Source organism: Pseudomonas wayambapalatensis, assembly GCF_049942315.1.
GTDB classification, from domain to species: domain Bacteria; phylum Pseudomonadota; class Gammaproteobacteria; order Pseudomonadales; family Pseudomonadaceae; genus Aquipseudomonas; species Aquipseudomonas wayambapalatensis.
Window position 1 is genome coordinate 72,378 of record NZ_JBNFMU010000233.1, and the last position, 24,737, is coordinate 97,114.

Here is a 24,737-nt window from a genome sequence, read left to right on the forward strand (position 1 = left end):
GTAGGTGCGGGCTTGCCCCGTTTGTTTTCAGGCCTTGCTGATCAGGTTGCCGGCGTGCAGCCCGCATTCCTTTTGAGTCGACTCTTCCCACCACCAGCGTCCTTCACGCTCGTGCTGGTTCGGCAGCACCGGGCGGGTGCAGGGTTCGCAGCCGATGCTGATGAAGCCGCGTTCGTGCAGGCTGTTGTACGGCAGCTCGAGCATGCGGATATAACCCCAGACTTCCGCGCTGCTCATCTGCGCCAGGGGGTTGAACTTGTACAGGGTGCGTTCGGGCGTGGAGAACGCCGAATCGATCTCCAGTGCCGCGACCTGGCTGCGGGTGCCAGGGCTCTGATCGCGGCGCTGGCCGGTGGCCCAGGCGCTGACGGTGGCCAGCTTGCGACGCAGCGGCTCGATCTTGCGGATGCCACAGCATTCGCCATGGCCATCCTTGTAGAAGCTGAACAGGCCCTTTTCCTTGACGAAAGGATCGAGCTTGGTGCGATCCGGGCTGAGGATTTCGATCGGCAGGTTGTACTGCTCGCGAACCTGGTCGATGAAGCGATAGGTTTCCGGGTGCAGGCGACCGGTGTCGAGGCTGAACACCTTGACTTGCTTGTTCAGCTTCCAGGCCATGTCTACCAGCACCACGTCCTCGGCACCGCTGAAAGAGATCCACAGGTCGTCGCCGAAGTGTTCGAAGGCGAGCTTGAGAATGTCCTGCGGGGACTTGCTGGCATAGGTCGCGGCCAGGGCGGCGACGTCGAAGGGTTGGCTCATCAGGCGGTTTCCATCGTGTGTATGGCGCTGTGCGCTCGTAATGGGGCGATGGTAACAAAAAATGGCGGGGTAGACGGGCTCGAATAGAGGGTGCCTGCTTCGCGGGCAAGTCGGGGCGCCGAACCGCCGCTCCTACAGGCGAATCATCGGCTATAGGCCCTGCAAGGTCTCCATCAACACCCGCACCTTGGCGATCGACTCCTCGTATTCGGCCTCCCACGCCGAATCAGCCACCACGGCGCCACCGCCCCAGCAACTGACCTGGCCATCCTTGATCAGCAGGCTGCGGATGGCGATCGAGCTGTCCATCTCGCCGCGCACGTCGAGGTATAGCAGCGACCCGCAGTACAGTGCCCGGCGTGTCGGCTCCAGTTCATCGATGATCTGCATGGCGCGGATCTTCGGAGCCCCGGTGATCGAGCCGCCGGGGAAACTGCCGGCGATCAGGTCCAATGCATCCTTGCCGACGGCCAGGCGTCCGGTGACGCTGCTGACCAGGTGGTGGACGTTGGGGTAGCTCTCCAGGCTGAACAATTCCGGCACCTTCACCGAACCGATCTCGCAGGTACGGCCGATGTCGTTGCGCAGCAGGTCGACGATCATCAGGTTCTCCGAGCGATCCTTGGTGCTGGCTTGCAACTCGCGAGCGTTGCGCAGGTCTTGCTCCGGGTCTGGCGAGCGTGGGCGGGTGCCTTTGATTGGGCGAGTCTCGACGTCGCCCTGATTGACTCGGATGAAGCGCTCTGGCGAAAAACTCAGCAGTGCGCTGTCTGGGCTCAACTGCTGGAAGCCGGAGAAGGGCGTCGGGCAGGCGCTGCGCAGCGCTTGGTACGCCTGCCACGGGTCGCCCTGGCAGGGGGCGCGAAAGCGCTGCGTGAGGTTGATCTGGTAGCAGTCTCCGGCGTGGATGTAGCGTTGTACCTGATCGAAGGCCGCGTGGTACTGCTCGGCACGAAGGTCGCCCTGCATGGGCGCGAGCAGCTTGAAGGTTCCGTTGGGTGACCTGTCATCGCCCTCGAACAGGCGGATCAGGCGCTCGCGTTCGCTGCTGGGCAAGGCGGGATGGAACACCAGTTGGCTGGTGCGCAGCTGGTGGTCGGTGATGGCAGCCCAGGCGTACAGGCCCAGTTGCGCATCGGGCAGGCCGAGGTCGTCTGTCGCCAGGTGCGGTAGATGCTCCAGGCGCCGGCCGAAGTCATAGCTCAGGTAGCCGATCAGTCCGCCGGCGAACGGCAGTTTGCTGCCCTCGGGCAGCGTAGCCTCGCCAAGCCCCGCCAGCGCCTGGCGCAACCGCTGCAGATAGCTTTCGCCGCTTTCGCCGTTCTGTGCTTGCAGTTGTTGCAGCGGCCAGGCACTGAACAGGTCGAAGCGCCCGCGCTCGGCGATCGGACGGGCGCTGTCGAGCAGGATGGCGCCGGGGGCCAGGCGCAAGCGGCTGAAGTAATGCGCAGGATCGGGCTGGTAGGGCAGGGGGTGCAGCGTACAGGTCGGCATCGGAATGGACGGCGATGAAAATCAAGGAGGGGGATTGTAGGCCGCTGTAGGAAAAGTGCCTAGCACCAGTTGGAGCAGGCCGCCCCTGCAGGGACGGCCTGTGCTGGAGTCATTGCTGGACGACGTGGCCGAACAGCCCCTGTGCCACCCGCACGCGAGTCTCGGCATCTTCGCTGATGCCGTCCTTGGCCAGCGCCTCGATATGCGCCTCGATGGCGTGGGTGCGCTGGGTCAGGCCGCAGTCGTTGGCGATCTGGATGTTCAGGCCGGGGCGGGCGTTGAGCTCCAGGATCAGCGGGCCCTTGTCCTGGTCCAGCACCATGTCCACGCCGATGTAGCCCAGCCCGCACAGCTCGTAGCAACTGGCAGCCAGCTTCATGAAGCCGTCCCAGTTCGGCAGCTGCACGCCGTCCACTGCGTTGGTGGTGTCCGGGTGTTTGCTGATGATCCGGTTCAGCCAGGTGCCGCGCAGGGTGACGCCAGTGGCGAGGTCCACGCCGACGCCGATCGCACCCTGGTGCAGGTTGGCCTTGCCGCCGGACTGGCGGGTCGGCAGGCGCAGCATGGCCATCACGGGGTAGCCCATCAGCACGATGATGCGGATGTCAGGCACGCCTTCGTAGCTGATGCTCTTGAAGATCTGGTCGGGGGTGACGCGGTACTCGATCAGGGCTCGGTCGCGGTGTCCACCCAGCGAATACAGCCCGGTGAGAATGCTCGAGATCTGGTGCTCGATTTCCTCATGGCTGATGATCTTGCCAGAGACCGTGCGATAACGGTCCTCGAAGCGGTCGGCGACTACCAGGATGCCATCGCCGCCAGCGCCCTGCGCTGGCTTGATCACGAAGTCGCTACGCCCGCCGATGATCTCGTCGAGCTTTTCGATCTCTTTTTCGGTTTCGATGATGCCGTACATCTCCGGCACATGGATACCGGCCGCCAGTGCGCGCTCCTTGGTGATGATCTTGTCGTCGACGATCGGGTACAGGTGGCGTTTGTTGTACTTCAGAACATAGTCCGCGTTGCGCCGGTTGATACCCATGATGCCCCGGGCCTCCAGGGCTTTCCACGTCTTGATCAGTCCGAACATCAGGCGTCAGCCTTCTTCAGGAATGCCTTGAAGCGAACGAGCTCGGTCAGGCGGTAGCCGCGATAGCGACCCATCGCCAGCATGAAGCCCACCAGGATCAGCAGCACGGCCGGGAAGGTGAAGACGAAGTACACGGCTTCCGGCACGGTCATCAGCAGGTGCGCCAGCGAGGCTGCGAACAGGGTGCCGACGGCGACTTTCATCGCATGGCCGCCGCCACGTTCTTCCCAGGTGATCGACAGGCGCTCGATGGTCATGGTCAGGATCACCATCGGGAACAGCGCCACCGACAGCCCGCGCTCCAGGCCCAGCTTGTGGCTGAACAGGCTGATCGCAGCGATCAGCACCACGACGAAGGTCAGCACCACCGACAGGCGGGGCAGCATCTGCAGCTTCAGGTGTTCAAGATAGGAGCGCAGCGAAAGGCCCAGGGCGGTGATCACCGTGAACAGCACGATGCCGAAGCCTAGCTGCGTTTCGCGGAAGGCCAGGGCAATCAGCACCGGGGTGAAGGTGCCAAGGGTCTGAATGCCGATCAGGTTGCGCAGTACGAGGATGACCAGCACGCCGATCGGGATCATCACCATGATCATGAAGGTCTGCTGGGTTTGCAGCGGCAGGCCGTACAGGGAGTATTCGAGGAAGTCGGCATCGGTGTTCTCGTCGGTCAGCTTGGCCAGGCGGATGGCGTTCATCTCGCTGTTGTTCATGCTGAAGGTGACGGTGGCCTTCTTGCCGCCATCGACGGTGATCAGGTTTTCATCGCCGGTCCACCACAGCAGGCGGTCACTGGGCAGGCCTTGCTCGCCGGTTTCCGGGTTGAAGTACAGCCAGGCGTTGCCGTTGAAGCTGCGCAGCCACAGCTCAGGGCTCTGCGGGGTGTCGGCAACCAGGCGGATGGTATGGACCTTTTCCATCGGCACGTGGGCGATCGACAGCAGCAGGTCGATGACCTGGGCTTTCTTCATGGGGGAGTTGTCGCCGGCCAGCAGCAGCTTGGCGTTGTCGTCGTTGGCGTTGTTGACACGCTTGATGGTTTCGCTGACGAAGGTCTCGACGTCGGCAGAGTGTTGGCGAATCGGTGCCATCAGTGCTTCGGCGGCGATCTTTTCGGGGCCTTCGACCGCCAGGCTGTCACGGAAGGTCGGACCCTTGATCTTGGCTTTCTCGGTGCTGTAGCGCTTGGTCAGGACCAGGCGGTAGTAAAGGGTCTGGTTGCCACTGGCGCGGCGAGCCGACCAGGTGACCTTGCGATTGCCGTCGGTGCGATTGACGCTGACCCCGTAGTTGTTGGAGATGAAGCTCTCGTTGAGGCTCACGTAGTCGCGGTTCAGCGGCGGCACGAACATCTGGATCTTCACCGGGTCCTTGGGACTGGCGACGAACTCGACCTTGGCGTCGATGTTCCACAGATCGTCGGTCTCGTCTTCGGTCACCGGGATGCCCAGGATGAAGATCTGGTAGCAGGTGACCGTCACGCCCAGCAGCACCAGGATGGTGATCAGGACTTTCAGGTGCAGGGTAAGAGAGCGCATCGGAATTACTCTACTTTGGGAGCTTCGGTGGCACAGGCAGGTTTGCCGGCGGCGTATTTGAGGCTGGGGTCGACCAGCGCGTCGAAGTGCTTGAGTGCCTCGGAGCCAATCAGCAGCGGGAACTGGAAGGCGCTGCGGTCGGTGAGGTTGACTTCGATGGTGCGCAGGGCCTGGCCCATGCAGATGTTCAGTTCGATCACCGGGCGGGCGGTGTAGGCCTTGCCTTCGTCCGGGTCGTAGTCACCGGCACGCCGCTTGATCTTGCTGACGCGGGCCAGTGGGCGTTCGATGGGGTGCTTGTGGGCGGCGTCGATGGCCAGGTAGAAGCGCACCCAGCTTTCGCCATCGCGCTTGAAGCGCTTGATGTCGCGTGCGCTGAGCGAGGCGGTCTTGGCGCCGGTGTCGAGCTTGGCGGCCACTTCAAGGTCAAGATCGCCCAGGCGGGCGTATTCGTTCAGGCCGTACACGGTCTTTTCGGCCGCATGGCCAAGCGCCGGCAGCAAGGCGAGGCTGAACAACAGTGAATAAAACGTGGGTCTCATAGTCCTGGCGCGGTGCTGTCTGTGTTCGGGGCAGGGCGCAAGCGCCTCGTTCATCTGTCAACAGCATGAAATGATGACAGGCACACTATCCGTAATCCTTGGGAAGCGCGGCATTCTATCACGCCGACGTCTTGACGCCAGCGCGCTGCGATGAGACCGCGACAGTGCGGGGTAAGTTCGTTATTAGACAATTGTCGACAATGTTGTTTTTGTCTTTGACTATGCGCCTTCATTTGGCTAGTTTTGGCGCTATCAATTTGCAAGGTGTCGACAATCATGCTTGAAGCCCCTCAGGCCCTCGCACCGGTTGCAGATGAGTCCGAAACGCTTTCAGAGAATGTCTTTCGGCGCATCCAGGCGGCCATCGTGAAGGGGGATATCGCCCCGGGCAGCAAGATTTCCGAGCCGGAGCTGGCCCGCACCTACGGTATCAGCCGCGGCCCGCTGCGCGAGGCCATTCATCGCCTCGAGGGTCAGCGCCTGCTGGTGCGTGTGCCGCATGTCGGTGCGCGGGTGGTATCGCTCAACCATGCCGAGCTGATAGAGCTGTACGAAATCCGCGAATCGCTCGAAGGCATGGCCTGCAGGCTGGCCGCTGAGCGCATGACAGTGGCCCAGATCGACGAACTGCGCCAGGTGCTCGACACCCACGAGCGCGATGCGGCATTCCAGGCTGGGCTTGGCTACTACCAGCAGGAAGGCGATTTCGACTTCCACTATCGAATCATCCAGGGCAGCGGCAACCAGACCCTGGTCAAGATGCTCTGCGGCGAGCTGTACCAGTTGGTGCGCATGTATCGCATCCAGTTCTCGGCCACCCCCAACCGTCCGCGCCAGGCCTTCGCCGAACACCACCGCATACTCGATGCCATCGCCGACCGTGACGGCGAGCTGGCCGAACTCCTGATGCGCCGCCATATCGGTGCGTCCAAGCGCAATATCGAGCGTCACTACCAGGACGCCCACAACAATAGCCCACGAGGTGAGTCATGACTGTGAAGAGCACCCCCGGTCAGCGTTTTCGCGACGCCGTAGCCGCCGAGCATCCGCTGCAGGTAGTCGGAGCCATCAACGCCAACCATGCGCTGCTGGCCAAGCGCGCCGGGTTCAAGGCCATCTACCTGTCCGGTGGCGGTGTCGCTGCCGGCTCCCTGGGCCTGCCGGACCTGGGCATCAGTGGGCTGGACGACGTGCTGACCGATGTCCGCCGGATCACCGATGTGTGCGATCTGCCGCTGCTGGTGGATGTCGACACCGGCTTTGGTGCCTCGGCGTTCAACGTCGCCCGCACGGTGCGCTCGATGAGCAAGTTCGGCGCTGCGGCCATTCACATCGAGGATCAGGTCGGTGCCAAGCGCTGTGGTCATCGGCCGAACAAAGAGATCGTCTCGCAGCAGGAGATGGTCGACCGTATCAAGGCGGCAGTGGATGCGCGTACTGACGACAGCTTCGTGATCATGGCGCGTACCGACGCCCTGGCGGTGGAAGGCTTGAATGCGGCATTGGACCGTGCCCAGGCGTGCGTCGAGGCCGGCGCCGACATGATCTTCCCCGAAGCCATCACCGAGCTGCAGATGTACAAGACCTTCGCCGACCGGGTGAAGGCGCCGATCCTGGCCAATATCACCGAGTTCGGTGCCACGCCGCTGTACACCACCGACGAGCTGGCGTCGGTCGATGTATCGCTGGTGCTGTATCCACTGTCGGCGTTCCGCGCCATGAACAAGGCTGCCGAGAACGTCTACGCCGCCCTGCGCCGCGACGGTACTCAAAAGAATGTGATCGACACCATGCAGACTCGCATGGAGCTCTACGATGCCATTGGTTATCACGCGTTCGAGCAGAGCCTCGATGCGCTGTTTGCGCAGAAGAAAGGGTAAGCCATGCCGGCGGTGTCGGCCCCATCGCGGGGCAAGCCCGCTCCCACAAGGATCACGCAGTCCTCTGTAGGAGCGGGCTTGTCCCGCGATAGGGCCGATGCGATCGCTGCAGATTAGCCAGAACGACTTCATAACAAATTCAAGAAAGGAGAAACACCATGGCCGAAGCAAAAGTACTCAGTGGTGCCGGCCTGCGTGGCCAGGTGGCCGGGCAGACCGCGCTGTCGACCGTCGGCCAGGCCGGTGCCGGCCTGACCTATCGTGGCTACGATGTGCGCGACCTGGCCGCTGGCGCCGAGTTCGAGGAAGTCGCCTACCTGCTGCTCTATGGTGAACTGCCGAGCAAGTCCGAGCTGGCCGACTACAAGCACAAGCTCAAGGGCCTGCGCGACCTGCCGCAAGCGCTCAAGGAAGTGCTCGAGCGTATTCCGCGCGACGCCCATCCAATGGATGTGATGCGCACCGGTTGCTCGGTGCTCGGTACCCTGGAGCCGGAGCTGACCTTCGACGCCCAGCGCGACAAGACCGATCGCCTGCTGGCGCTGTTCCCGGCGGTGATGTGCTACTGGTACCGCTTCACCCACCACGGTGTGCGCATCGACTGCAGCAGTGACGAGGACACCCTCGGTGGCCACTTCCTGCACCTGCTGCACGGCAAGAAGCCCAGCGACCTGCACGTGAAGGTGATGAACGTCTCGCTGATCCTCTACGCCGAGCACGAATTCAACGCCTCGACCTTCACCGCACGGGTCTGTGCCTCGACCCTGTCGGACCTGTACTCCTGCGTCACGGCAGCCATCGGCTCGCTGCGCGGCCCGCTGCACGGCGGCGCCAACGAGGCGGCGATGGAGCTGATCGAGCGCTTCCAGAGCCCGCAGGAGGCCGCTGCCGAACTGCTGCGCATGCTTGAGCGCAAGGACAAGATCATGGGCTTCGGCCACGCCATCTACAAAGAGTCCGACCCGCGCAACGAGGTGATCAAGGGTTGGTCGAAGCAGTTGGCCGACGAAGTGGGCGACAAGGTGCTGTACCCGGTGTCCGAGGCCATCGACAAGACCATGTGGGAGCAGAAGCGCTTGTTCCCCAACGCCGATTTCTACCATGCCTCGGCGTATCACTTCATGGGCATCCCGACCAAGCTGTTCACCCCGATCTTCGTCTGCTCGCGCCTGACCGGCTGGGCGGCGCACGTGTTCGAACAGCGTGCCAACAACCGCATCATCCGCCCGAGCGCCGAGTACACCGGCGTCGAGCAGCGCCAGTTCGTGCCGATCGACAAGCGCTGAATAGATATAGAGAGGCAACCCGTTTCCCCTGTGGGTGCGGGCTTGCCCGCGAATGCGTCCGTTCGGGCAACCGCTTCGCACCTGCTGACGCATTCGCGGGCAAGCCCGCTCCCACAGGGGCGGTGAAACCTTCCGAATCCTGTGAACGAGCCTGATTCCATGATGAACACCGCATACCGCAAGAACCTGCCAGGCACCACCCTGGACTATTTCGACACCCGCGCGGCGGTCGAGGCGATCAAGCCCGGCGCCTACGACGGGCTTCCCTATACTTCCCGCGTGCTCGCCGAAAACCTTGTGCGCCGCTGCGACCCGGCTACCCTCGATGCCTCGCTCGGGCAATTGATCGAACGCAAGCGCGACCTCGACTTCCCTTGGTTCCCGGCGCGCGTGGTGTGTCACGACATTCTCGGCCAGACCGCCCTGGTCGACCTGGCTGGCCTGCGCGATGCCATCGCCGACAAGGGCGGCGATCCGGCCCAGGTCAATCCGGTGGTGCCGGTGCAATTGATCGTCGACCACTCGCTGGCCGTGGAGTGCGGCGGCTTCGATCCGCAGGCATTCGAGAAGAACCGCGCCATCGAAGACCGACGCAATGAAGACCGTTTCCACTTCATCAACTGGACCAAGCAGGCGTTCAAGAACGTTGATGTGATCCAGCCGGGCAACGGCATCATGCACCAGATCAACCTGGAGAAGATGTCGCCGGTGATCCACAGCGATCGCGGCGTGGCCTACCCGGACACCTGCGTCGGCACCGACAGCCACACACCGCATGTGGACGCCCTGGGCGTGATCGCCATCGGCGTGGGTGGCCTTGAGGCCGAGAACGTCATGCTGGGTCGCGCCTCGTGGATGCGCCTGCCGGAAATCGTTGGCGTCGAGCTGACCGGCCGACTGGCACCGAACATCACCGCCACCGACCTGGTGTTGGCCCTGACCGAGTTCCTGCGCAAGCAGAAAGTGGTTGGCGCCTACCTCGAATTCCATGGCGAGGGTGCCCGGGCGCTGACCCTGGGCGACCGCGCCACCATTTCCAACATGGCACCTGAATACGGCGCCACCGCGGCGATGTTCGCCATCGACCAGCAGACCATCGACTACCTGCGCCTGACCGGTCGTGACGACCAGCAGGTGCAACTGGTCGAGACCTACGCCAAGGTCGCAGGCCTCTGGGCCGACAGCCTGGCCAAGGCCGAGTACGAGCGCACGCTGACCTTCGACCTGTCGAGTGTAGTGCGCAACATGGCCGGCCCGTCCAACCCCCACGCCCGCGTGGCCACCAGCGATCTGGCGGCAAAGGGCATTGCAGGGGCTTGGGAAGAAGTGCCAGGACAGATGCCTGACGGTGCAGTGATCATCGCCGCCATCACCAGTTGCACCAACACCAGCAACCCGCGCAACGTCATCGCCGCCGGCCTGCTGGCGCGCAACGCCAACCGGCTCGGCCTGGTGCGCAAGCCCTGGGTCAAGTCGTCGCTGGCGCCGGGCTCGAAGGCTGTGCAGCTGTATCTGAAAGAGGCGGGCCTGGAACAGGAGCTCGAGCAGTTGGGCTTCGGTATCGTTGCCTTCGCCTGCACCACCTGCAACGGTATGTCTGGCGCACTGGACCCGGTGATCCAGCAGGAGATCATCGACCGTGATCTCTATGCCACTGCAGTGCTCTCGGGCAACCGTAACTTCGACGGGCGCATTCATCCCTACGCCAAGCAGGCGTTCCTGGCGTCGCCGCCGCTGGTGGTGGCCTACGCCATCGCCGGCACCATCCGCTTCGATATCGAGAAGGATGTGCTCGGTGTGGTCGACGGCAAGGAGATCCGCCTGAAGGATATCTGGCCAAGCGACGAAGAGATCGACGCAGTGGTGCGTGCCTCGGTCAAGCCCGAGCAGTTCCGCCAGGTGTATATCCCGATGTTCACCATCGAGGAAGACAAGGGGCCGAAGGTTGCGCCGCTGTACGAATGGCGCCCGATGAGCACCTACATCCGTCGCCCCCCTTACTGGGAAGGCGCTCTGGCCGGTGAGCGCACCCTGCGCGGCATGCGTCCGCTGGCGGTATTGCCGGACAACATCACCACCGACCACCTGTCGCCGTCGAACGCCATCATGCTCGACAGCGCTGCTGGCGAGTACCTGGCGAAGATGGGCCTGCCGGAGGAGGACTTCAACTCCTACGCCACCCACCGCGGCGACCACCTCACCGCGCAGCGGGCGACCTTCGCCAACCCCAAGCTGTTCAACGAAATGGTGCGCAAGGAAGACGGCAGCGTGAAGCAGGGGTCGCTGGCGCGCATCGAGCCCGAAGGCAAGGTGACGCGCATGTGGGAAGCGATCGAGACCTACATGGCGCGTAAGCAGCCGCTGATCATCGTCGCCGGTGCCGACTACGGGCAGGGCTCGTCGCGGGACTGGGCGGCCAAGGGCGTGCGTTTGGCGGGCGTCGAGGCGATCGTCGCCGAAGGCTTCGAGCGCATCCACCGCACCAACCTGATCGGCATGGGCGTGTTGCCGCTGGAGTTTCAGCCGGGCACCACGCGCGTGACCCTGGGCCTGGACGGCAGCGAGACCTACGATGTGGTCGGTGCGCGCACGCCGCGCGCAACCCTGACGCTGGTGGTGACCCGCCGCGATGGCGAGCGTGTCGAAGTGCCGGTGACCTGCCGTCTGGACACCGCTGAAGAAGTGTCGATCTACGAGGCGGGCGGGGTGCTGCAGCGCTTTGCCCAGGACTTCCTCGAAGCGACGGCCTAATGACCTGAACCCCGCCTTCACCCTGTAGGAGCGGGCTTGTCCCGCGATTGCGTCAGCAGGAGCAATATCGCTGTCTGTTCTGACGCCATCGCGGGGCAAGCCCGCTCCCACAGGGGGCGTGTGGGGCCTTGAAGGATGAGTGCTCATGGCATCTGTAGCGCAAGTGAAAATCCCCGCCACCTACATCCGTGGTGGCACCAGCAAGGGCGTGTTCTTCCGCCTGCAAGACCTCCCCGAGCGTGCCCAGGTGCCAGGCCCTGCGCGCGATGCCCTGCTGTTGCGGGTGATCGGCAGCCCCGACCCCTATGGCAAGCAGATCGACGGCATGGGCGGTGCGACTTCCAGCACCAGCAAGACCGTGATTCTTTCGCCAAGCATCAAGGCCGATCACGATGTCGACTATCTGTTCGGCCAGGTCGCCATCGACAAGGCCTTCGTCGACTGGAGCGGCAACTGCGGCAACCTGTCGGCGGCCGTCGGTTCGTTCGCCATCGCCAGTGGCCTGGTAGATCCGGCACGCATTCCGCGTAACGGCATGGCGACCGTGCGCATCTGGCAGGCCAATATCGGCAAGACCATCGTTGCCCACGTGCCGATCACCGAGGGTGAGGTGCAGGAAACCGGCGACTTCGAGCTCGATGGCGTGACCTTCCCGGCAGCGGAAGTGCAACTGGAGTTCCTCGACCCTGCAGCCGATGAAGACGGCGAGGGCGGTGGGGCGATGTTCCCTACCGGCAACCTGGTTGACGACCTCGAGGTGCCGGGTGTCGGCACGTTCAAGGCGACGCTGATCAATGCCGGCATCCCGACCATCTTCGTCAATGCCGCCGACATCGGTTACACCGGTACCGAGCTTCAGGATGCGATCAATGGCGATGCTGCCGCGCTGGCGCGTTTCGAGACCATTCGCGCCCATGGTGCGGTGCGCATGGGGCTGATCGAGCACATCGATCAGGCCGCTGGCCGCCAGCACACGCCAAAGGTCGCTTTCGTCGCGCCCGCTACGTCTTACACCGCTTCCAGCGGCAAGGCCGTGGCGGCTGGCGATATCGACCTGGTGGTGCGGGCGCTGTCGATGGGCAAGCTGCATCACGCCATGATGGGGACGGCGGCGGTGGCTATCGGCACGGCTGCAGCGATTCCGGGTACGTTGGTCAATCTTGCTGCAGGTGGCGGCGAACGCAGTGCGGTGCGTTTCGGTCACCCGTCCGGCACCCTGCGGGTGGGCGCCGAGGCGCAGCAGATAGACGGACAGTGGACGGTGACCAAGGCCATCATGAGCCGCAGTGCGCGGGTGTTGATGGAAGGGTGGGTGAGGGTGCCTGGCGACGCCTTCTAACCCTGGGTTTGGCGATAGGGCCTCCACTCACTCCACAATCGCCCAGCCACGAAAAAGCCCCGGTATTTCTACCGGGGCTTTTCATTTACAACCGACTGCTCGGCTTACGCCTGAACCACCGGGATCTTGGCGTTGGCCGCCGCTTCACGGAACTCGGCGATCTGGTCGAAGCTCAGGTAGCGGTAGACGTCGGCAGCCATGCTGTCGATATCCTTGGCGTACTGCAGGTACTCTTCGACGGTCGGCAGCTTGCCGAGGATCGATGCGACTGCAGCCAGCTCCGCCGACGCCAGGTAGACGTTGGTGGCATCGCCCAGACGGTTCGGGAAGTTACGGGTCGAGGTGGAGACCACGGTCGAACCGGTCTGCACACGTGCCTGGTTACCCATGCACAGCGAGCAGCCTGGCATTTCCATGCGCGCGCCAGCCTTGCCGTAGATGCCGTAGTAGCCTTCCTCGGTCAGCTGGTGGGCGTCCATCTTGGTTGGCGGCGCCAGCCACAGACGGGTCGGGATACCGCCCTTGACCTTGTCCAGCAGCTTGCCGGCAGCGCGGAAGTGACCGATGTTGGTCATGCACGAACCGATGAACACTTCGTCGATCTTCTCGCCTTGTACCTGCGACAGCAGGCGGGCGTCGTCCGGGTCGTTCGGCGCGCAGAGCACAGGCTCCTTGACGTCGGCCAGGTCGATTTCGATGATCTCGGCGTATTCGGCATCGGCGTCGGCCGACAGCAGCTCAGGGTTGGCCAGCCAGGCTTCCATCGCTTGTGCACGGCGCTCCATGGTGCGAGCGTCGCCGTAGCCTTCGCTGATCATCCAGCGCAGCAGGGTGATGTTCGACTGCAGGTACTCGGCGATGGCCTTTTCCGGCAGCTTGATGGTGCAACCGGCAGCCGAACGCTCGGCCGAGGCGTCGGACAGCTCGAACGCCTGCTCGACGGTCAGCTCGTCCAGGCCTTCGATTTCCAGGATGCGGCCGGAGAAGGCGTTCTTCTTGCCTTTCTTCTCGACGGTCAGCAGGCCCTTCTGGATGGCGTAGTAAGGGATGGCGTGGACCAGGTCACGCAGGGTGATGCCCGGTTGCAGCTTGCCCTTGAAGCGCACCAGTACCGACTCCGGCATGTCCAGCGGCATGACGCCGGTGGCAGCGGCGAAGGCGACCAGGCCGGAACCGGCCGGGAACGAGATGCCGATCGGGAAGCGGGTGTGCGAGTCGCCACCGGTGCCGACGGTGTCAGGCAGCAGCATGCGGTTCAGCCAGCTGTGGATGATGCCGTCGCCTGGACGCAGGGACACGCCGCCACGGGTGCGGATGAAATCCGGCAGGGTGTGGTGGGTGTTGACGTCGATCGGTTTCGGGTAGGCCGCGGTGTGGCAGAACGACTGCATGACCAGGTCGGCGGAGAAGCCCAGGCATGCCAGGTCCTTCAGCTCGTCACGGGTCATCGGGCCGGTGGTGTCCTGGGAACCGACGGTGGTCATCTTCGGTTCGCAGTAGGCACCCGGGCGTACGCCTTGGCCTTCCGGCAGGCCGCAAGCGCGACCGACCATCTTCTGTGCCAGGGTGAAGCCCTTGCCGGTGTCGGCAGGCTGTTCTGGCTTCTTGAACAGGTCCGAAGCACCCAGGCCCAGTTCGGCACGGGCTTTTTCGGTCAGGCCACGGCCGACGATCAGTGGGATACGGCCGCCAGCGCGGACTTCGTCCAGCAGCACTTCGGTTTTCAGTTCGAAGGTGGTGACCAGCTCGCCGCTGTCGTGACGCTTGACTTCACCTTTGAACGGGTAGACGTCGATGACATCGCCCATGGCCAGGTTGGTGCAGTCGAATTCGATCGGCAGGGCGCCGGCGTCTTCCATGGTGTTGTAGAAGATCGGGGCGATCTTGGTGCCGAAGCAGAAACCACCGGCGCGCTTGTTCGGCACGTACGGGATGTCGTCGCCGAAGAACCACAGCACCGAGTTGGTGGCGGATTTACGCGAGGAGCCGGTGCCGACCACGTCACCGACGTAGGCAACCGGGAAGCCCTTGGCCTTGACCGCTTCGATCTGGGCCAGTGGGCCGACCGAACCTGGCTGCGAAGGCTCGATGCCGTCGCGGGCCATCTTCAGCATGGCCAGGGCGTGCAGTGGGATGTCAGGGCGCGACCAGGCGTCCGGGGCAGGGGACAGGTCATCGGTGTTGGTTTCGCCTGGCACCTTGAATACGGTCAGGGTGTACTTGTCGGCGATGGCTGGGCGCGAGGTGAACCACTCGCCGGCAGCCCAGGACTCCAGGACGGCCTTGGCGTGTACGTTGCCGGCCTTGGCTTTTTCGGCCACGTCGTGGAAGGCATCGAACATCAGCAGGGTGTGCTTGAGCTGTTCGCCCGCGACGGCGCCCAGTTCGGCGTCGTCCAGCAGCGCGACCAGCGTCTCGATGTTGTAGCCGCCCTGCATGGTGCCCAGCAGTTCAACGGCGTGCTTGCGGTCGATCAGTGGCGACTTGGCTTCGCCCTTGGCGACAGCGGAGAGGAACGCGGCCTTGACGTAGGCAGCTTCGTCTACTCCTGGCGGAACGCGGTTGGTGATCAGGTCTACGAGGAAGGCTTCTTCGCCGGCCGGCGGGTTTTTCAGCAGCTCGACCAGGCCTGCAGTTTGTTCGGCGTTCAGCGGCTGGGGCACGATACCCAGGGCGGCACGCTCTTCGATGTGTTTGCGGTAGGCTTCAAGCACAGTTATTACCCTCATCAGTGGTCCCTAAAGGGAGTCCGGGACGCTCATCCAGCATTCCCTGCACCCATGCGCGGATCACGGCTTTTTGAGCCGTCCAGCCAGGGTCGCAGAGAATCCTTACAGAAGCTGCTTTCAAAGTTTTACGCCTGTAGAACGGAGCGTTGATGAGGGGTTGGCGCGGGTCATGCGAGGGGGCATGACCTGGGCCAACACCGTTCTACCGGATGAACTGTGCTCGTGACGCTTTGAAAACAGCTTCCAACGGACATTGTTGCCTTGAAAAGGCGGGGTGATTCTACGGCAAAAAAGCACGGAAGGTAAGTTGCCGACGATGACTTTAACGAGTGACCCCGGTTAGACAAAGGGCTAACATGAAGCCGTGTTCCACCGCCAAGCCGTTGTTTTTCCATGTCCAATCAGTCCATCAAGACCCCTTGCGTCGGCCTTTGCTCAACTGTCTACGGAGACACCGTCTGCCGTGGCTGCAAGCGCTTTCACCATGAAGTGATCAATTGGAACGGTTATGACGAGGAGCAGAAGCGTGCAGTCTGGCTGCGCCTGGAGCAGTTGCTGGTGCAGGTGATGATGGCCAAGCTTGAAGTGTTCGACAAAGACCGTTTGCGCGAGCAGCTCGAACAGCGCTCGATCCGCTTTCTTGCACACCAGTCCGAATACTGCTGGGCCTACCAGTTGATCGCCCGCGGTGCCCGTATGATCCGTGACCTGGAAGCCTACGGCATGGCCCTGCTGCCGGAGTTCCGCGATTGGGAGCTGCCGCAGTTGCGCGATGCCATCGACCGGGAGTTCTTCCTGTTGTCGGAGGCGCACTACCAGCGCTACATCGCCCCGAACTTTCTACGCGATGCCATCGGTTAGCACCTGTGCGGGAGCAGCACAAGGCTGCTCTCGCACGTGCAGACGCTGGCAGGTTCAGTCGCCGGTGTATTCGCAACCGCTGGTGCAGGTCTCGTGGATACGCACTTTCGACAGCTCCGGCAGCAGCGGCTTGACCTGTTCCCAGATCCACTTGGCGATGACTTCGCTGGTGGGGTTTTCCAGGCCGGGAATGTCGTTCAGGTAGTTGTGGTCGAGCCGCTCGTAGATCGGCTTGAAGATCGCCTTGACCTCGGCGAAGTCACGGATCCAGCCGGTGTGCGGGTCGAGCGGGCCAGTCAGGTGCAGGGCGACCTTGAACGAATGGCCGTGCAGGCGACCGCATTTGTGTCCTTCGGGGACGTTGGGCAGGCGGTGAGCGGACTCGAAGGTGAACTCTTTGAAAATTTCCACTAGTGGACCTGTAAAGCTTGTGGGGTAAGGGCTTGAGCTTGGTCTTGCGTCTGGGTGTACTGATCAATGTACTGATTGGTCGCTGCTGGGGTTCAGCGAGGCCATCCATTCGTTGATTTCAGACTGGCGCCAAGCAACGGATTTCGGCCCTATCTTAACCTGTTTTGGGAAGGTTCCTTCCTTTATTCGCGTGTAGACCGTGTTGCGACCCATGCCAGTGATCCGGAGTACGTCCGGCAGGCGAAGCAGGCGGTCAATTCCTTCTGTGTGTGCCATTTGAGCCTCCTCAGGCCAAAAAATGGTGCCGGACCTAGCTTCTTCGGTGCGAGCCATGAGCCGGGCCTTTTTGGCTTTTCCATATGCCTGGTACTCAGCTTCGACCCGCCAGCCGCCAGTTGGTAGCGCTGCGCAGGGGCGATATGCCCACGGCATCCGCAGCAGGCGTAGCGCTGCCTGACCACCGGTTCGGTCGTGGTCTGAATATCAGACATGCAAGCAGACATGCTTCGTCATCGCGCCCTGGGCAGCGCTGGCGGTTAGCTCAGGGGCATCGAAGCCTTTACTCTCAACGTGCCATCCGTGCATCACGGCAATGAATCGGCTCACCTAGGTGCCTAACAGATCAGGTAGACCATGTACATCAGGGGCAGGATCTTGGCGCCACCTGCTTGCGGTAGCCTGCATCGTGAAGCTTTAAACCCATACTGTTCAGATTCATGCCTGGCATCCAGGCACATTTGTCGCGCAGCCCGCGACGCTCTTCAGCTGCTGCTCTTGGCTCAAAGCATGATCTGGACGCCGTCGCAGAACCGGTGCGCAAAGCTGCTGTCTTACGATGCTTAAACGTTTCTTCGCGTGATTGACAGCGCTATCTCGTGGAATTCTCGTTTTTTTGGAGTTTAAGATCCTTCTTATGTTGCCTAAGGGCCATCTTGCTTAGGCTATCCACTAGCCATTCAGTTTTGCCGCGCGCTCCTCATTTTCAGGCCTCCAGCCAGGTAAAGCGTCAGTCACGCTTTCCTTGCCGCTTACCCCGCACAAGCATGGTCCTGCTTCCCTCGGTGCAGGGCAGGTTTCCACTCAGGACAACAGGCATCGCGACTTTCTGATGGATGTCTTGAACTAATGGATGACGTGCTCGGACACTTGAGAGTTACCAATGAACGCTAAAGATGACCTCGCTCCACGAATTCTTATCGCAGAAGGCGATCCTTCGGTGCGAGATATGCTGCGGCAAATGCTGCTTAGCATTCGCGGCGATGCTCATCTGGAGATTTGTGAGGATGGCGCTCAAGCCCTTGCGGCATTTTCGACGGATCCAGATGTGATCATCGCAGGGCGAGAGCTGGCGGGTATCAGCGGCCTGGATCTGCTGCGGAATGTGCGCGGTAATAGTGACAAACCGCAGTTGCCGTTCATTCTCATGAGCGAGCATGTTGATGTTGCCAGCGTGCGCGAAGCGCTGCCGTACAGTCCCACCGCTTACCTGGGTAAACCCCTTAACCTGGACAGCTTGCGCATACGCCTCGAGGGGCTTTTGCTTGAAGTCGGCCGGCAGATTGGCTGCTCGACACCTGCGGTGCAGCCCGGCGTCAGCCTATCGGCCTTTCTGGACCAGCGCCGCGCAAGTACCGATGGTGGTCCGCTGTTTGCCGATGTGAGTAGGCTCGTGCTCAATACGTCAGATGCCCAGGAGCTGGACTTGGGCAGGCTCGAGCAGCAGTTGTGCCAGGACCCGCAGCTAACCGCAGTGCTCATCGCCGCCGCCAACAGTGCGGAAGCACACTGTGATGGCTCTGTGCAGACCTTGCCGCAGGCATTGAACAGACTGGGCAGTGCCCAGAGTCTGAGCCTGATCATGGGGCTGGAACTGAAACGTAGCGCGCGCCTGAGCGATCCGCTGTTGGCGCGGCACGCTGAGCATTTTCTGAACCTGTCGCTGCAGGTTGCCGAGCTCGCCCACACCCTGGCGGGCATGTTGAACGTAGACCAAGCGCGTTGCTATTACGCAGGTCTGCTGCATTGCTTGGGTGATCTTGCGGTGATTCGAAGCTTGCAGCAATGGCGCACACTGGGTGGCGAACTGGACGACGACATGGTGCAGGTGTCGCTAAACCGTTATGGCGCGCCATTCGGCTCGGCCTTGCGCGCTCGCTGGCGCCTGCCTTTTCGACTGCGGGGGCTGGTTGCTGCAATTTATCATTTGTGGGGGGGCGTATACGCTCGCGACTGTCTGGTGATGAACCTGGCGGGCCAACTCGCATACGCTTCACCCACCCAGAGCAACGCGACGATCGCCGGCAGTACCGCTGCGCGCCTGCTCAAAGTGGATCTGCCGACGCTCGACATGCTGCGAGAACCTTCAGCAGTACCCATCCAGAAGCGCACAGGCGTCGCGCGCAAAGAAAGCCCAGCCGGTCATCCGGCGGCAGCGATGTGCGGGCCGTGGGCGGACAGTCGTGTTCGACAAGCCAGAACGGCGTGACTTCGTCATGGATGGTCACAGGGAGGGCGCGCGAGCGCCCTCTAAAAGCCTTTTCACACACCATCATGAAGCCAGCTTTTGGAAATGTTCTCGCTGTGCTGGGGGTACTGTATGTTGCTGGATGCTAGTTCTGATGTGATGTATCGGCTGCTGGTGCAAAGTGTGGTGGACTACGCGATCTATTTGCTCTTGCCCAACGGAGTGGTCGCTAACTGGAACCCCGGCGCGCAGCGTGCAAAGGGTTATGAAGCCAGTGAGGTGGTCGGAAAGCATTATTCGATGTTCTTCACCGAGGCGGATCGCACTGATGGCGTGCCGGCAGCCAATCTTGAACATGCCCGTCTTTTTGGCAGATTCGAGGATAATTGCTGGCGTTTACGCAAAGATGGCAGCTTTCTGCGCGCACATGTCGTGATCGAAGCAGTACGGGACGATGATGGGGTACTGGTGGGGTTTGCGAAGATCACCCGGGATATCTCCGAGCGCTATCGTAGTGAGTTGGAAGTGCTGCAGGCCAAGCAGTTAGCCGAGCAGTACAGTCAAGAAATGGGCAACCTCTCGCAGTTTCTCGACTCTGTGATCGCTAATATCCCCGCCTGCGTCATCGTCCAGGACCTCGCTAGCCGACGTGTGCTGTTGGCCAACAAGCATGCAGATCGGCTTTTCAGCGGGGTAAATGCGCAACTTGTGGGGCGGTTGCCACAGGAGTGTGCATTGCCGGGCGCGGCTGAGTTTCTAGAAGAGCAATTGACGCGGGGGGCCTGCACGGTCAAGGGCTACGCCGCCGAGACCCGCGTACAGACGGCCATCGGTTGGCGCACATTGAGAAGCCGCGCGCTCCTGAGTCAGAACATGGGCAAGCAGGCAGACTACGTCCTTTTCATTGCCGAGGATGCAACCGACGAGCTTGCCGCGCACGCGCAGATACACCACATGGCTCACCATGATGCGCTCACTGGACTGCCCAACCGCACATTGTTCAACGAGCGCCTCGAGAAGGCGCTCGCTCAGGGGGCAGGGAGCGGCAGGCTCACAGCGATACTGTGCCTGGACCTCGATAACTTCAAGAATATCAACGACTCGTTTGGTCATGGCTTCGGCGACAAGCTGCTGCGAGCCTTGGGCAAGCGCTTGCGCGATGAGCTGCGCGATGCGGACACGCTAGCCCGGCTGGGCGGAGATGAGTTTGCGGTGGTCCTTGCGGAACTGGATTCCTCAGAGTCAGCCCGCGCTGCGGCACAGCGTCTGATCGAAGTGATCGAGCCGCCTTTCCATATCGAAGGTCATCAGTTCTCTGTCGGCATGAGCATTGGTATTGCTTGCGCGCCTGAGGATCATGGTAGCGCTGAGCAGCTGCTCAGTTACGCTGACATGGCCCTCTACGAAGCCAAACGAAATGGCCGTAACCGCTATGAATGCTTCAACGTTGGACTTTATGACGCCGCGCACAAGCGCCGCCTGGTCGAAACCGACCTGCGTAAGGCGTTGCACCAGGGGCAGTTGCAGTTGCACTACCAACCGATCATGGATCTGCAGAGCAACACAATTTCTGGCTATGAGGCGCTGATGCGCTGGGAACACCCGAGCCGCGGCATGATCATGCCAATGGATTTCATTCCGGTAGCCGAGGAGACCGGGCTCATCCACGAGCTTGGTGCCCGGGCCTTGAACCTTGCCTGTCAGGAGGCTGTTACCTGGGAGGGGCAGGAGAGTGTCTCGGTTAACTTGTCCCCTGTGCAATTCAAGAATGCCGGGCTTATACGCACTGTAGCTCTGGCACTGTCGGACTCCGGGCTGGCCCCGCAGCGGCTGGAACTGGAAATTACCGAGTCGGTACTGCTGGGCCAGACTGACGAAAATGCGCGGGTTCTGCGCGAGCTGAAAGACCTTGGGGTAGGGATTGCCCTCGACGATTTTGGCACTGGCTACTCGTCGCTGGGTTACCTGCGTGCTTTCCCCTTCGACCGGATCAAGATTGACAAGTCGTTCGTAAACGATATGTGTGAAAGTGCCGAGGCCCTGTCGATCATCCGCGCGATCACCGAGCTTGCCAGAAGCCTGATGATCAATATCACTGCCGAGGGGGTAGAGTCTGCAGAGCAACTGGAAAGGCTGGTGGCCGAAGGGTGTTCGCATGTGCAGGGGTACTTCTGTGGGCGCCCGGCACCGGCCAGCGAGCGCATGAAGCAGGTGACGGGAGTGGCGAAAGGCTAATCAGGGCAGTCCTGAATACGCTGAGCTTGGCGGCGTAAAGCGTTGCCAGCGTAGGCTCCTGAGCGTCGTGCTTGGGATCGACGTTGTTGGAGGCGTGGATCATGTTCTCGTCTTCGAAGCAGCGCACTACGTGGGCGATGGCGTCGTTCTCGCGAATGTTGGCGAGGAACTTGTGCCATGGGGGGCAGCGCCGGCCGCAGAGTGCAGCGCAGCGGCCCTGGCTACCTCACGTTGTCGCGGTCATGGGGTTTTACTCCTGGATCGTGTCCTGGGAGAGATCGGTGCTTACTCCCAGGCGATTGGCCTCCATTTTTAATATGAGTTTTCCAGCGGCGCGATCGCCGCCATGAAGACGATCAAAGAGGAATGCGAAAATAACGAGCATCAAGTATTCGGCATTGGCGGGCGAGTGATGATCGAATCGTATATTCTCGGCTTTGAATTTGGCATTAGCGGCTGACTCAGCGTCATGGATTGATGTCATGACGCGCTTGATTAATTCTTGCTCAGCATCGTGAAGTGTTTTAACGATAAACGCATGTTGTGATTTAGTGTGCGTGCCACTCATAAAGGTGCCTTTTCAAGGAAGGGAATCGATCGTCGCTAGTGGAGGGTGGAGAACATGTGCCCGTTAAGTCATAGGCTGAGGGCGGGCCGGGCGCTATAAGACGCATCTTAAATGTGGAGGTTTTTGGATGTCGCTCCAGGGTTTATGGGGGGACAAGCAGTTGCTAGGCGCAGTAAGAAAACCGTGATACTCGGTGATGCTGCGTTGAAAACAGCCTGGTGTGCCAGCCCGGTCGGAATGCTCTTTTCAACCCGTAAAGTCGAGCGCGAATACGACCGTTCCTCGGCAGTTTTCGCCTTGCCTGACCTTCGTCTCAAGGCTTTTCATACAGACCCTAGCCTCGCCGATTTCTGGAGGAGGGTATGTGCGCAAAGATTGTTTCCGCATCTCTCGCGCTAGCGTCCTGAGCGCTTAATTCATTAGCTTATTTTTGATCACGCTCAGCTTTGGCATATGTACCGAGCTGATGGTGGTCGCTGCGTTTTTTGTCCATTTGAACGACTTGGCTGAATGTTCGTTATGAGCAGTGATGAACTGGCGGATCGCGACTTTCAGATCAGTGCACTGGTGAAGACACCTCGATACAGCGCGCGTCTCTCCAGCCGTGAAAACCAGCCTTCCACCGCGTTCAGCCAGGACGCACTGGTCGGCGTGAAGTGCAGCTTGAAACGTGGATGTTTTTCCAGCCAGACCCTGATCGCTGCGGTTTTGTGGGTTGAACCGTTGTCCTGGATCACATGGAGATCCAACTCGGCAGGCTCGCCGTGCCATGGCGCTTGTAATCATGGGGTCGTCGCTCGGCCTGCCCAGCCCGAAGTTGCAGCATTGGCTGGGTAGAATCCAGTGCTTGGAACTAAGTTTTTTCGTCAACACACAGCACCATGGCGTTGTCCGGAGGGCTCAGGTAGAGCCCGTCCACATCAATCACCTTCTCAGCGCCCAGCTTCAAAGGCTGGCCGCTGCGCGGCAGGTCGCTCAGGCTCTCCGTGCCCGTCTCCAGATAGCGCTTTGGCCACTGAACACGGTCGGTGTCGTGATCTGCAACTGCCCCCAGATGGCAATGGACGTCCCCCATCATTGAGCAAAAGCAACATCTGCAGCCCGCTGCGCAAGGCTCTGCGCCAGCGTATTCATTCGCAGCCAACCTTGAAGCGTAACAACGTCGGCGGGTTGCAGTGCGAAGGGCGCGATCGGACGAGGCATGCCGGAACCATCTCTGGGCGAGGGGCGCACAACCCCGGCGAGGTGTAGTGCGCTGGGTGACCTGGTCCTGCTGAGCATCGACCAGCGGCCGGAAGTGGCTGGTGGCGGCCCAGGTGCCGACGGCGATACCCAGCTGGATCAGCAGAACGGCGCCGGCGAGGCAGCCAGGTGTTCATGCCAGCACGCACAGCCAGGTCATAACACGTTTTGTGCTCAGTTGCGCCATGCGGGCGCCTAACTGCTGTCGTGACTTGTCGGTTTTTGGCGGGAGCCCATCGTGGAATCTTTGAAAATTTCCACGCTGGCAGAACTCTGTGTGAATCAAGAATGCGCGCGGTCTACCAGCATGCTTGCTACAAGGCTTGCAACCGTTCATGCAGCCGCCCGGTGGCGACCAGTTCCAGCAGTTCGTCGCCCAGGCGCTGGCTTTCGGCGATGGCCTTGTACCAATAGCGCTTGCGTGTCGGCGCATCCCCCATGAAACGCTTGAAGTCGTTGCGGTCCGGCAGCTTGCCATAGGGCAGGGCGGCCAGGTAATGCGGCGATGGGGTCATCAGCAGCACATTGTGCAGGCGTGTGGCATCGCCGCGACGCCAGGGCAGGGCCTTGTCGAACCAGCCGGGCACGACCTTGTCGGTGAAGTGCGGATAGAGCACCAGGTCGTCGCCTCGATAGGGCAGGTCGAGGTGGTAGTCCAGCAGGCCGCCGTCACGGTAGGTGCCGTTGCCAGCGCCGGGAATATCGCGCACGCCCTCCATCACCATCGGGATCGAGCCCGACGCGAGCAGCGCCTGGCGCAGGTTGCCCAGGTCCAGGGGCAGGCAGCGCGAGGGAAAGTCGGTCAGTGCGTCCAGCGGGGGTGCGCTACGGCTGTCATGCAGGATGATGCGTTCGAAGTGGCGGCCCAGCCGCGAGCGCCCGAGCAGATTGCTGGCAATCACCGAGGACAGGCCCATGCCCAGCCGCGCGGGGTGATCATGGGCAAGCTGGCCATGGCTCTTCACCACCAGGATATTCAGGCGATAGTGCGCATTGGCCAGGATCTGGTCGTCACGGCCCTGCAGCAGATCGTCGAGCATGCGCTGGCAGCTCTGGCTGATCTGCGCAGGGGTCACGCCCTTGGCGAAATCCTGCTCGGTGTACAGTTCGCCCAGGCGCCGCAGACCGGCCACGGGGTCGTCCAGGCAGGCGCTGGCAAAGCGCCAGGAGCCGATCGAGGCGCCGATCAGCGAGCGCTGCCGCGGTGCCGACGGCAGCAACTGGCCGAACAATGCCAGGTCCAGGCCCTGTATACCCAGCGGCTTGGGGCCGCCGGCCGCGCCCGGCAGCACCCCGACATCGACAGCCCGCAGGCCGCGCTCGCGGATCTGTGCCAGGGCGCGTCGGCCGGCCTTGAAGGTCAGGGCGGGGTACTTGATGTGGATGGCGCTCATGGCTGTCTCTTGAAGGGCAGGTGCGCATTATAGGCAAATGGGGTTCGACAGGCGCTCGGAGGCTGCGAACGGCGCTATCATGTCGCCAGCTGTTTTCAGGTTGAGTTAAGGACCGGTGGTTAATCTTAACCCCGTAGACAACATACGCACCTCG

18 protein-coding genes and 2 pseudogenes are annotated in these 24,737 nt (G+C 61.8%); 8 read left to right on the forward strand and 12 right to left on the reverse strand.

Going from position 1 to position 24,737, the window contains the following annotated elements:
* Positions 1-27: 27 nt before the first annotated feature.
* The 5 genes from ACPZMI_RS23385 to rloA form a co-directional block, all read right to left on the reverse strand.
* Positions 28-762 carry a phosphoadenylyl-sulfate reductase gene (locus ACPZMI_RS23385; RefSeq protein WP_186669561.1) on the reverse strand — a complete coding sequence of 245 codons (735 nt, stop codon included), beginning with the start codon at positions 760-762 and terminating at the stop codon, positions 28-30.
* A 150-nt stretch (positions 763-912) separates the two neighbouring features.
* Positions 913-2,256 (reverse strand): aminodeoxychorismate synthase component I, encoded by a 1,344-nt coding sequence (pabB, locus tag ACPZMI_RS23390; protein ID WP_426353167.1) that lies wholly within the window; start codon positions 2,254-2,256, stop codon positions 913-915.
* Between the two features lie 109 nt (positions 2,257-2,365).
* Positions 2,366-3,346 (reverse strand): alpha-L-glutamate ligase-like protein, encoded by a 981-nt coding sequence (locus tag ACPZMI_RS23395; RefSeq protein ID WP_063544141.1) that lies wholly within the window; start codon positions 3,344-3,346, stop codon positions 2,366-2,368.
* Positions 3,346-4,881 (reverse strand): osmotic stress tolerance membrane protein RloB, encoded by a 1,536-nt coding sequence (gene rloB, locus ACPZMI_RS23400; RefSeq protein ID WP_186669555.1) that lies wholly within the window; start codon positions 4,879-4,881, stop codon positions 3,346-3,348. Before rloB ends, ACPZMI_RS23395 begins: the two co-directional genes overlap by 1 nt.
* 5 nt (positions 4,882-4,886) lie before the next feature.
* Positions 4,887-5,423: a retropepsin-like aspartic peptidase RloA gene (gene rloA / locus ACPZMI_RS23405; RefSeq protein ID WP_186669553.1), complete on the reverse strand. Its 537-nt coding sequence runs from the start codon at positions 5,421-5,423 to the stop codon at positions 4,887-4,889.
* A 276-nt stretch (positions 5,424-5,699) separates the two neighbouring features.
* On the opposite strand from rloA, the gene ACPZMI_RS23410 reads away from it, so the two are divergent.
* The 5 genes from ACPZMI_RS23410 to prpF all read left to right on the forward strand — a co-directional run bounded on the left by ACPZMI_RS23410 (position 5,700) and on the right by prpF (position 12,679).
* Entirely contained in the window at positions 5,700-6,416 is a 717-nt protein-coding gene (locus ACPZMI_RS23410; protein WP_186669550.1) for a GntR family transcriptional regulator, read from the forward strand.
* Positions 6,413-7,303: a methylisocitrate lyase gene (prpB, locus tag ACPZMI_RS23415; RefSeq protein WP_186669548.1), complete on the forward strand. Its 891-nt coding sequence runs from the start codon at positions 6,413-6,415 to the stop codon at positions 7,301-7,303. Before ACPZMI_RS23410 ends, prpB begins: the two co-directional genes overlap by 4 nt.
* Positions 7,304-7,461: 158 nt before the next feature.
* Positions 7,462-8,589 carry a bifunctional 2-methylcitrate synthase/citrate synthase gene (prpC, locus tag ACPZMI_RS23420; RefSeq protein ID WP_186709263.1) on the forward strand — a complete coding sequence of 376 codons (1,128 nt, stop codon included), beginning with the start codon at positions 7,462-7,464 and terminating at the stop codon, positions 8,587-8,589.
* A 162-nt stretch (positions 8,590-8,751) separates the two neighbouring features.
* Positions 8,752-11,340, forward strand: coding sequence for a Fe/S-dependent 2-methylisocitrate dehydratase AcnD (gene acnD, locus ACPZMI_RS23425; protein WP_288375581.1), 2,589 nt, complete (start codon positions 8,752-8,754; stop codon positions 11,338-11,340).
* Between the two features lie 145 nt (positions 11,341-11,485).
* Positions 11,486-12,679, forward strand: a complete 1,194-nt coding sequence (prpF, locus tag ACPZMI_RS23430; protein ID WP_426353168.1) for a 2-methylaconitate cis-trans isomerase PrpF — start codon at positions 11,486-11,488, stop codon at positions 12,677-12,679.
* A 104-nt stretch (positions 12,680-12,783) separates the two neighbouring features.
* Here prpF and acnB read toward each other — a convergent pair whose 3' ends face one another.
* Positions 12,784-15,393: a bifunctional aconitate hydratase 2/2-methylisocitrate dehydratase gene (acnB, locus tag ACPZMI_RS23435; RefSeq protein ID WP_186719815.1), complete on the reverse strand. Its 2,610-nt coding sequence runs from the start codon at positions 15,391-15,393 to the stop codon at positions 12,784-12,786.
* Between the two features lie 408 nt (positions 15,394-15,801).
* Here acnB and ACPZMI_RS23440 point away from each other — a divergent pair, with 408 nt between their 5' ends.
* Entirely contained in the window at positions 15,802-16,269 is a 468-nt protein-coding gene (locus ACPZMI_RS23440) for a DUF1289 domain-containing protein (protein WP_288375485.1), read from the forward strand.
* A gap of 54 nt (positions 16,270-16,323) precedes the next feature.
* On the opposite strand, the gene queD is transcribed toward ACPZMI_RS23440, so the two are convergent.
* Both queD and ACPZMI_RS23450 read right to left on the reverse strand, forming a co-directional pair.
* Positions 16,324-16,680, reverse strand: a complete 357-nt coding sequence (gene queD / locus ACPZMI_RS23445) for a 6-carboxytetrahydropterin synthase QueD (RefSeq protein ID WP_186669540.1) — start codon at positions 16,678-16,680, stop codon at positions 16,324-16,326.
* 63 nt (positions 16,681-16,743) lie between these two features.
* Positions 16,744-16,956 carry a helix-turn-helix transcriptional regulator gene (locus ACPZMI_RS23450; protein ID WP_426353188.1) on the reverse strand — a complete coding sequence of 71 codons (213 nt, stop codon included), beginning with the start codon at positions 16,954-16,956 and terminating at the stop codon, positions 16,744-16,746.
* 883 nt (positions 16,957-17,839) lie between these two features.
* On the opposite strand from ACPZMI_RS23450, the gene ACPZMI_RS23455 reads away from it, so the two are divergent.
* Together ACPZMI_RS23455 and ACPZMI_RS23460 are read left to right on the forward strand one after the other, a co-directional pair.
* Positions 17,840-19,165, forward strand: a complete 1,326-nt coding sequence (locus tag ACPZMI_RS23455; RefSeq protein ID WP_426353169.1) for an HDOD domain-containing protein — start codon at positions 17,840-17,842, stop codon at positions 19,163-19,165.
* 111 nt (positions 19,166-19,276) lie between these two features.
* The gene (locus tag ACPZMI_RS23460; RefSeq protein WP_288375481.1) at positions 19,277-21,379 is read left to right on the forward strand and encodes a putative bifunctional diguanylate cyclase/phosphodiesterase; all 2,103 of its coding nucleotides are present in this window, start codon (positions 19,277-19,279) and stop codon (positions 21,377-21,379) included.
* 31 nt (positions 21,380-21,410) lie between these two features.
* Here the strand turns inward: ACPZMI_RS23460 and ychF are convergent.
* From ychF to ACPZMI_RS23480, 4 genes and pseudogenes are all read right to left on the reverse strand, one after another.
* Positions 21,411-21,554 (reverse strand): annotated as a pseudogene (gene ychF, locus ACPZMI_RS23465) (redox-regulated ATPase YchF); the annotation flags it as partial.
* A 75-nt stretch (positions 21,555-21,629) separates the two neighbouring features.
* Complete coding sequence (locus ACPZMI_RS23470) at positions 21,630-21,947, reverse strand: hypothetical protein (protein ID WP_186709259.1); 318 nt, start codon at positions 21,945-21,947, stop codon at positions 21,630-21,632.
* Between the two features lie 411 nt (positions 21,948-22,358).
* Positions 22,359-23,150: pseudogene (locus ACPZMI_RS23475) on the reverse strand (transposase).
* A 353-nt stretch (positions 23,151-23,503) separates the two neighbouring features.
* Positions 23,504-24,583 carry a patatin-like phospholipase domain-containing protein gene (locus ACPZMI_RS23480; protein ID WP_186719655.1) on the reverse strand — a complete coding sequence of 360 codons (1,080 nt, stop codon included), beginning with the start codon at positions 24,581-24,583 and terminating at the stop codon, positions 23,504-23,506.
* Between the last annotated feature and the right edge of the window lie 154 nt (positions 24,584-24,737).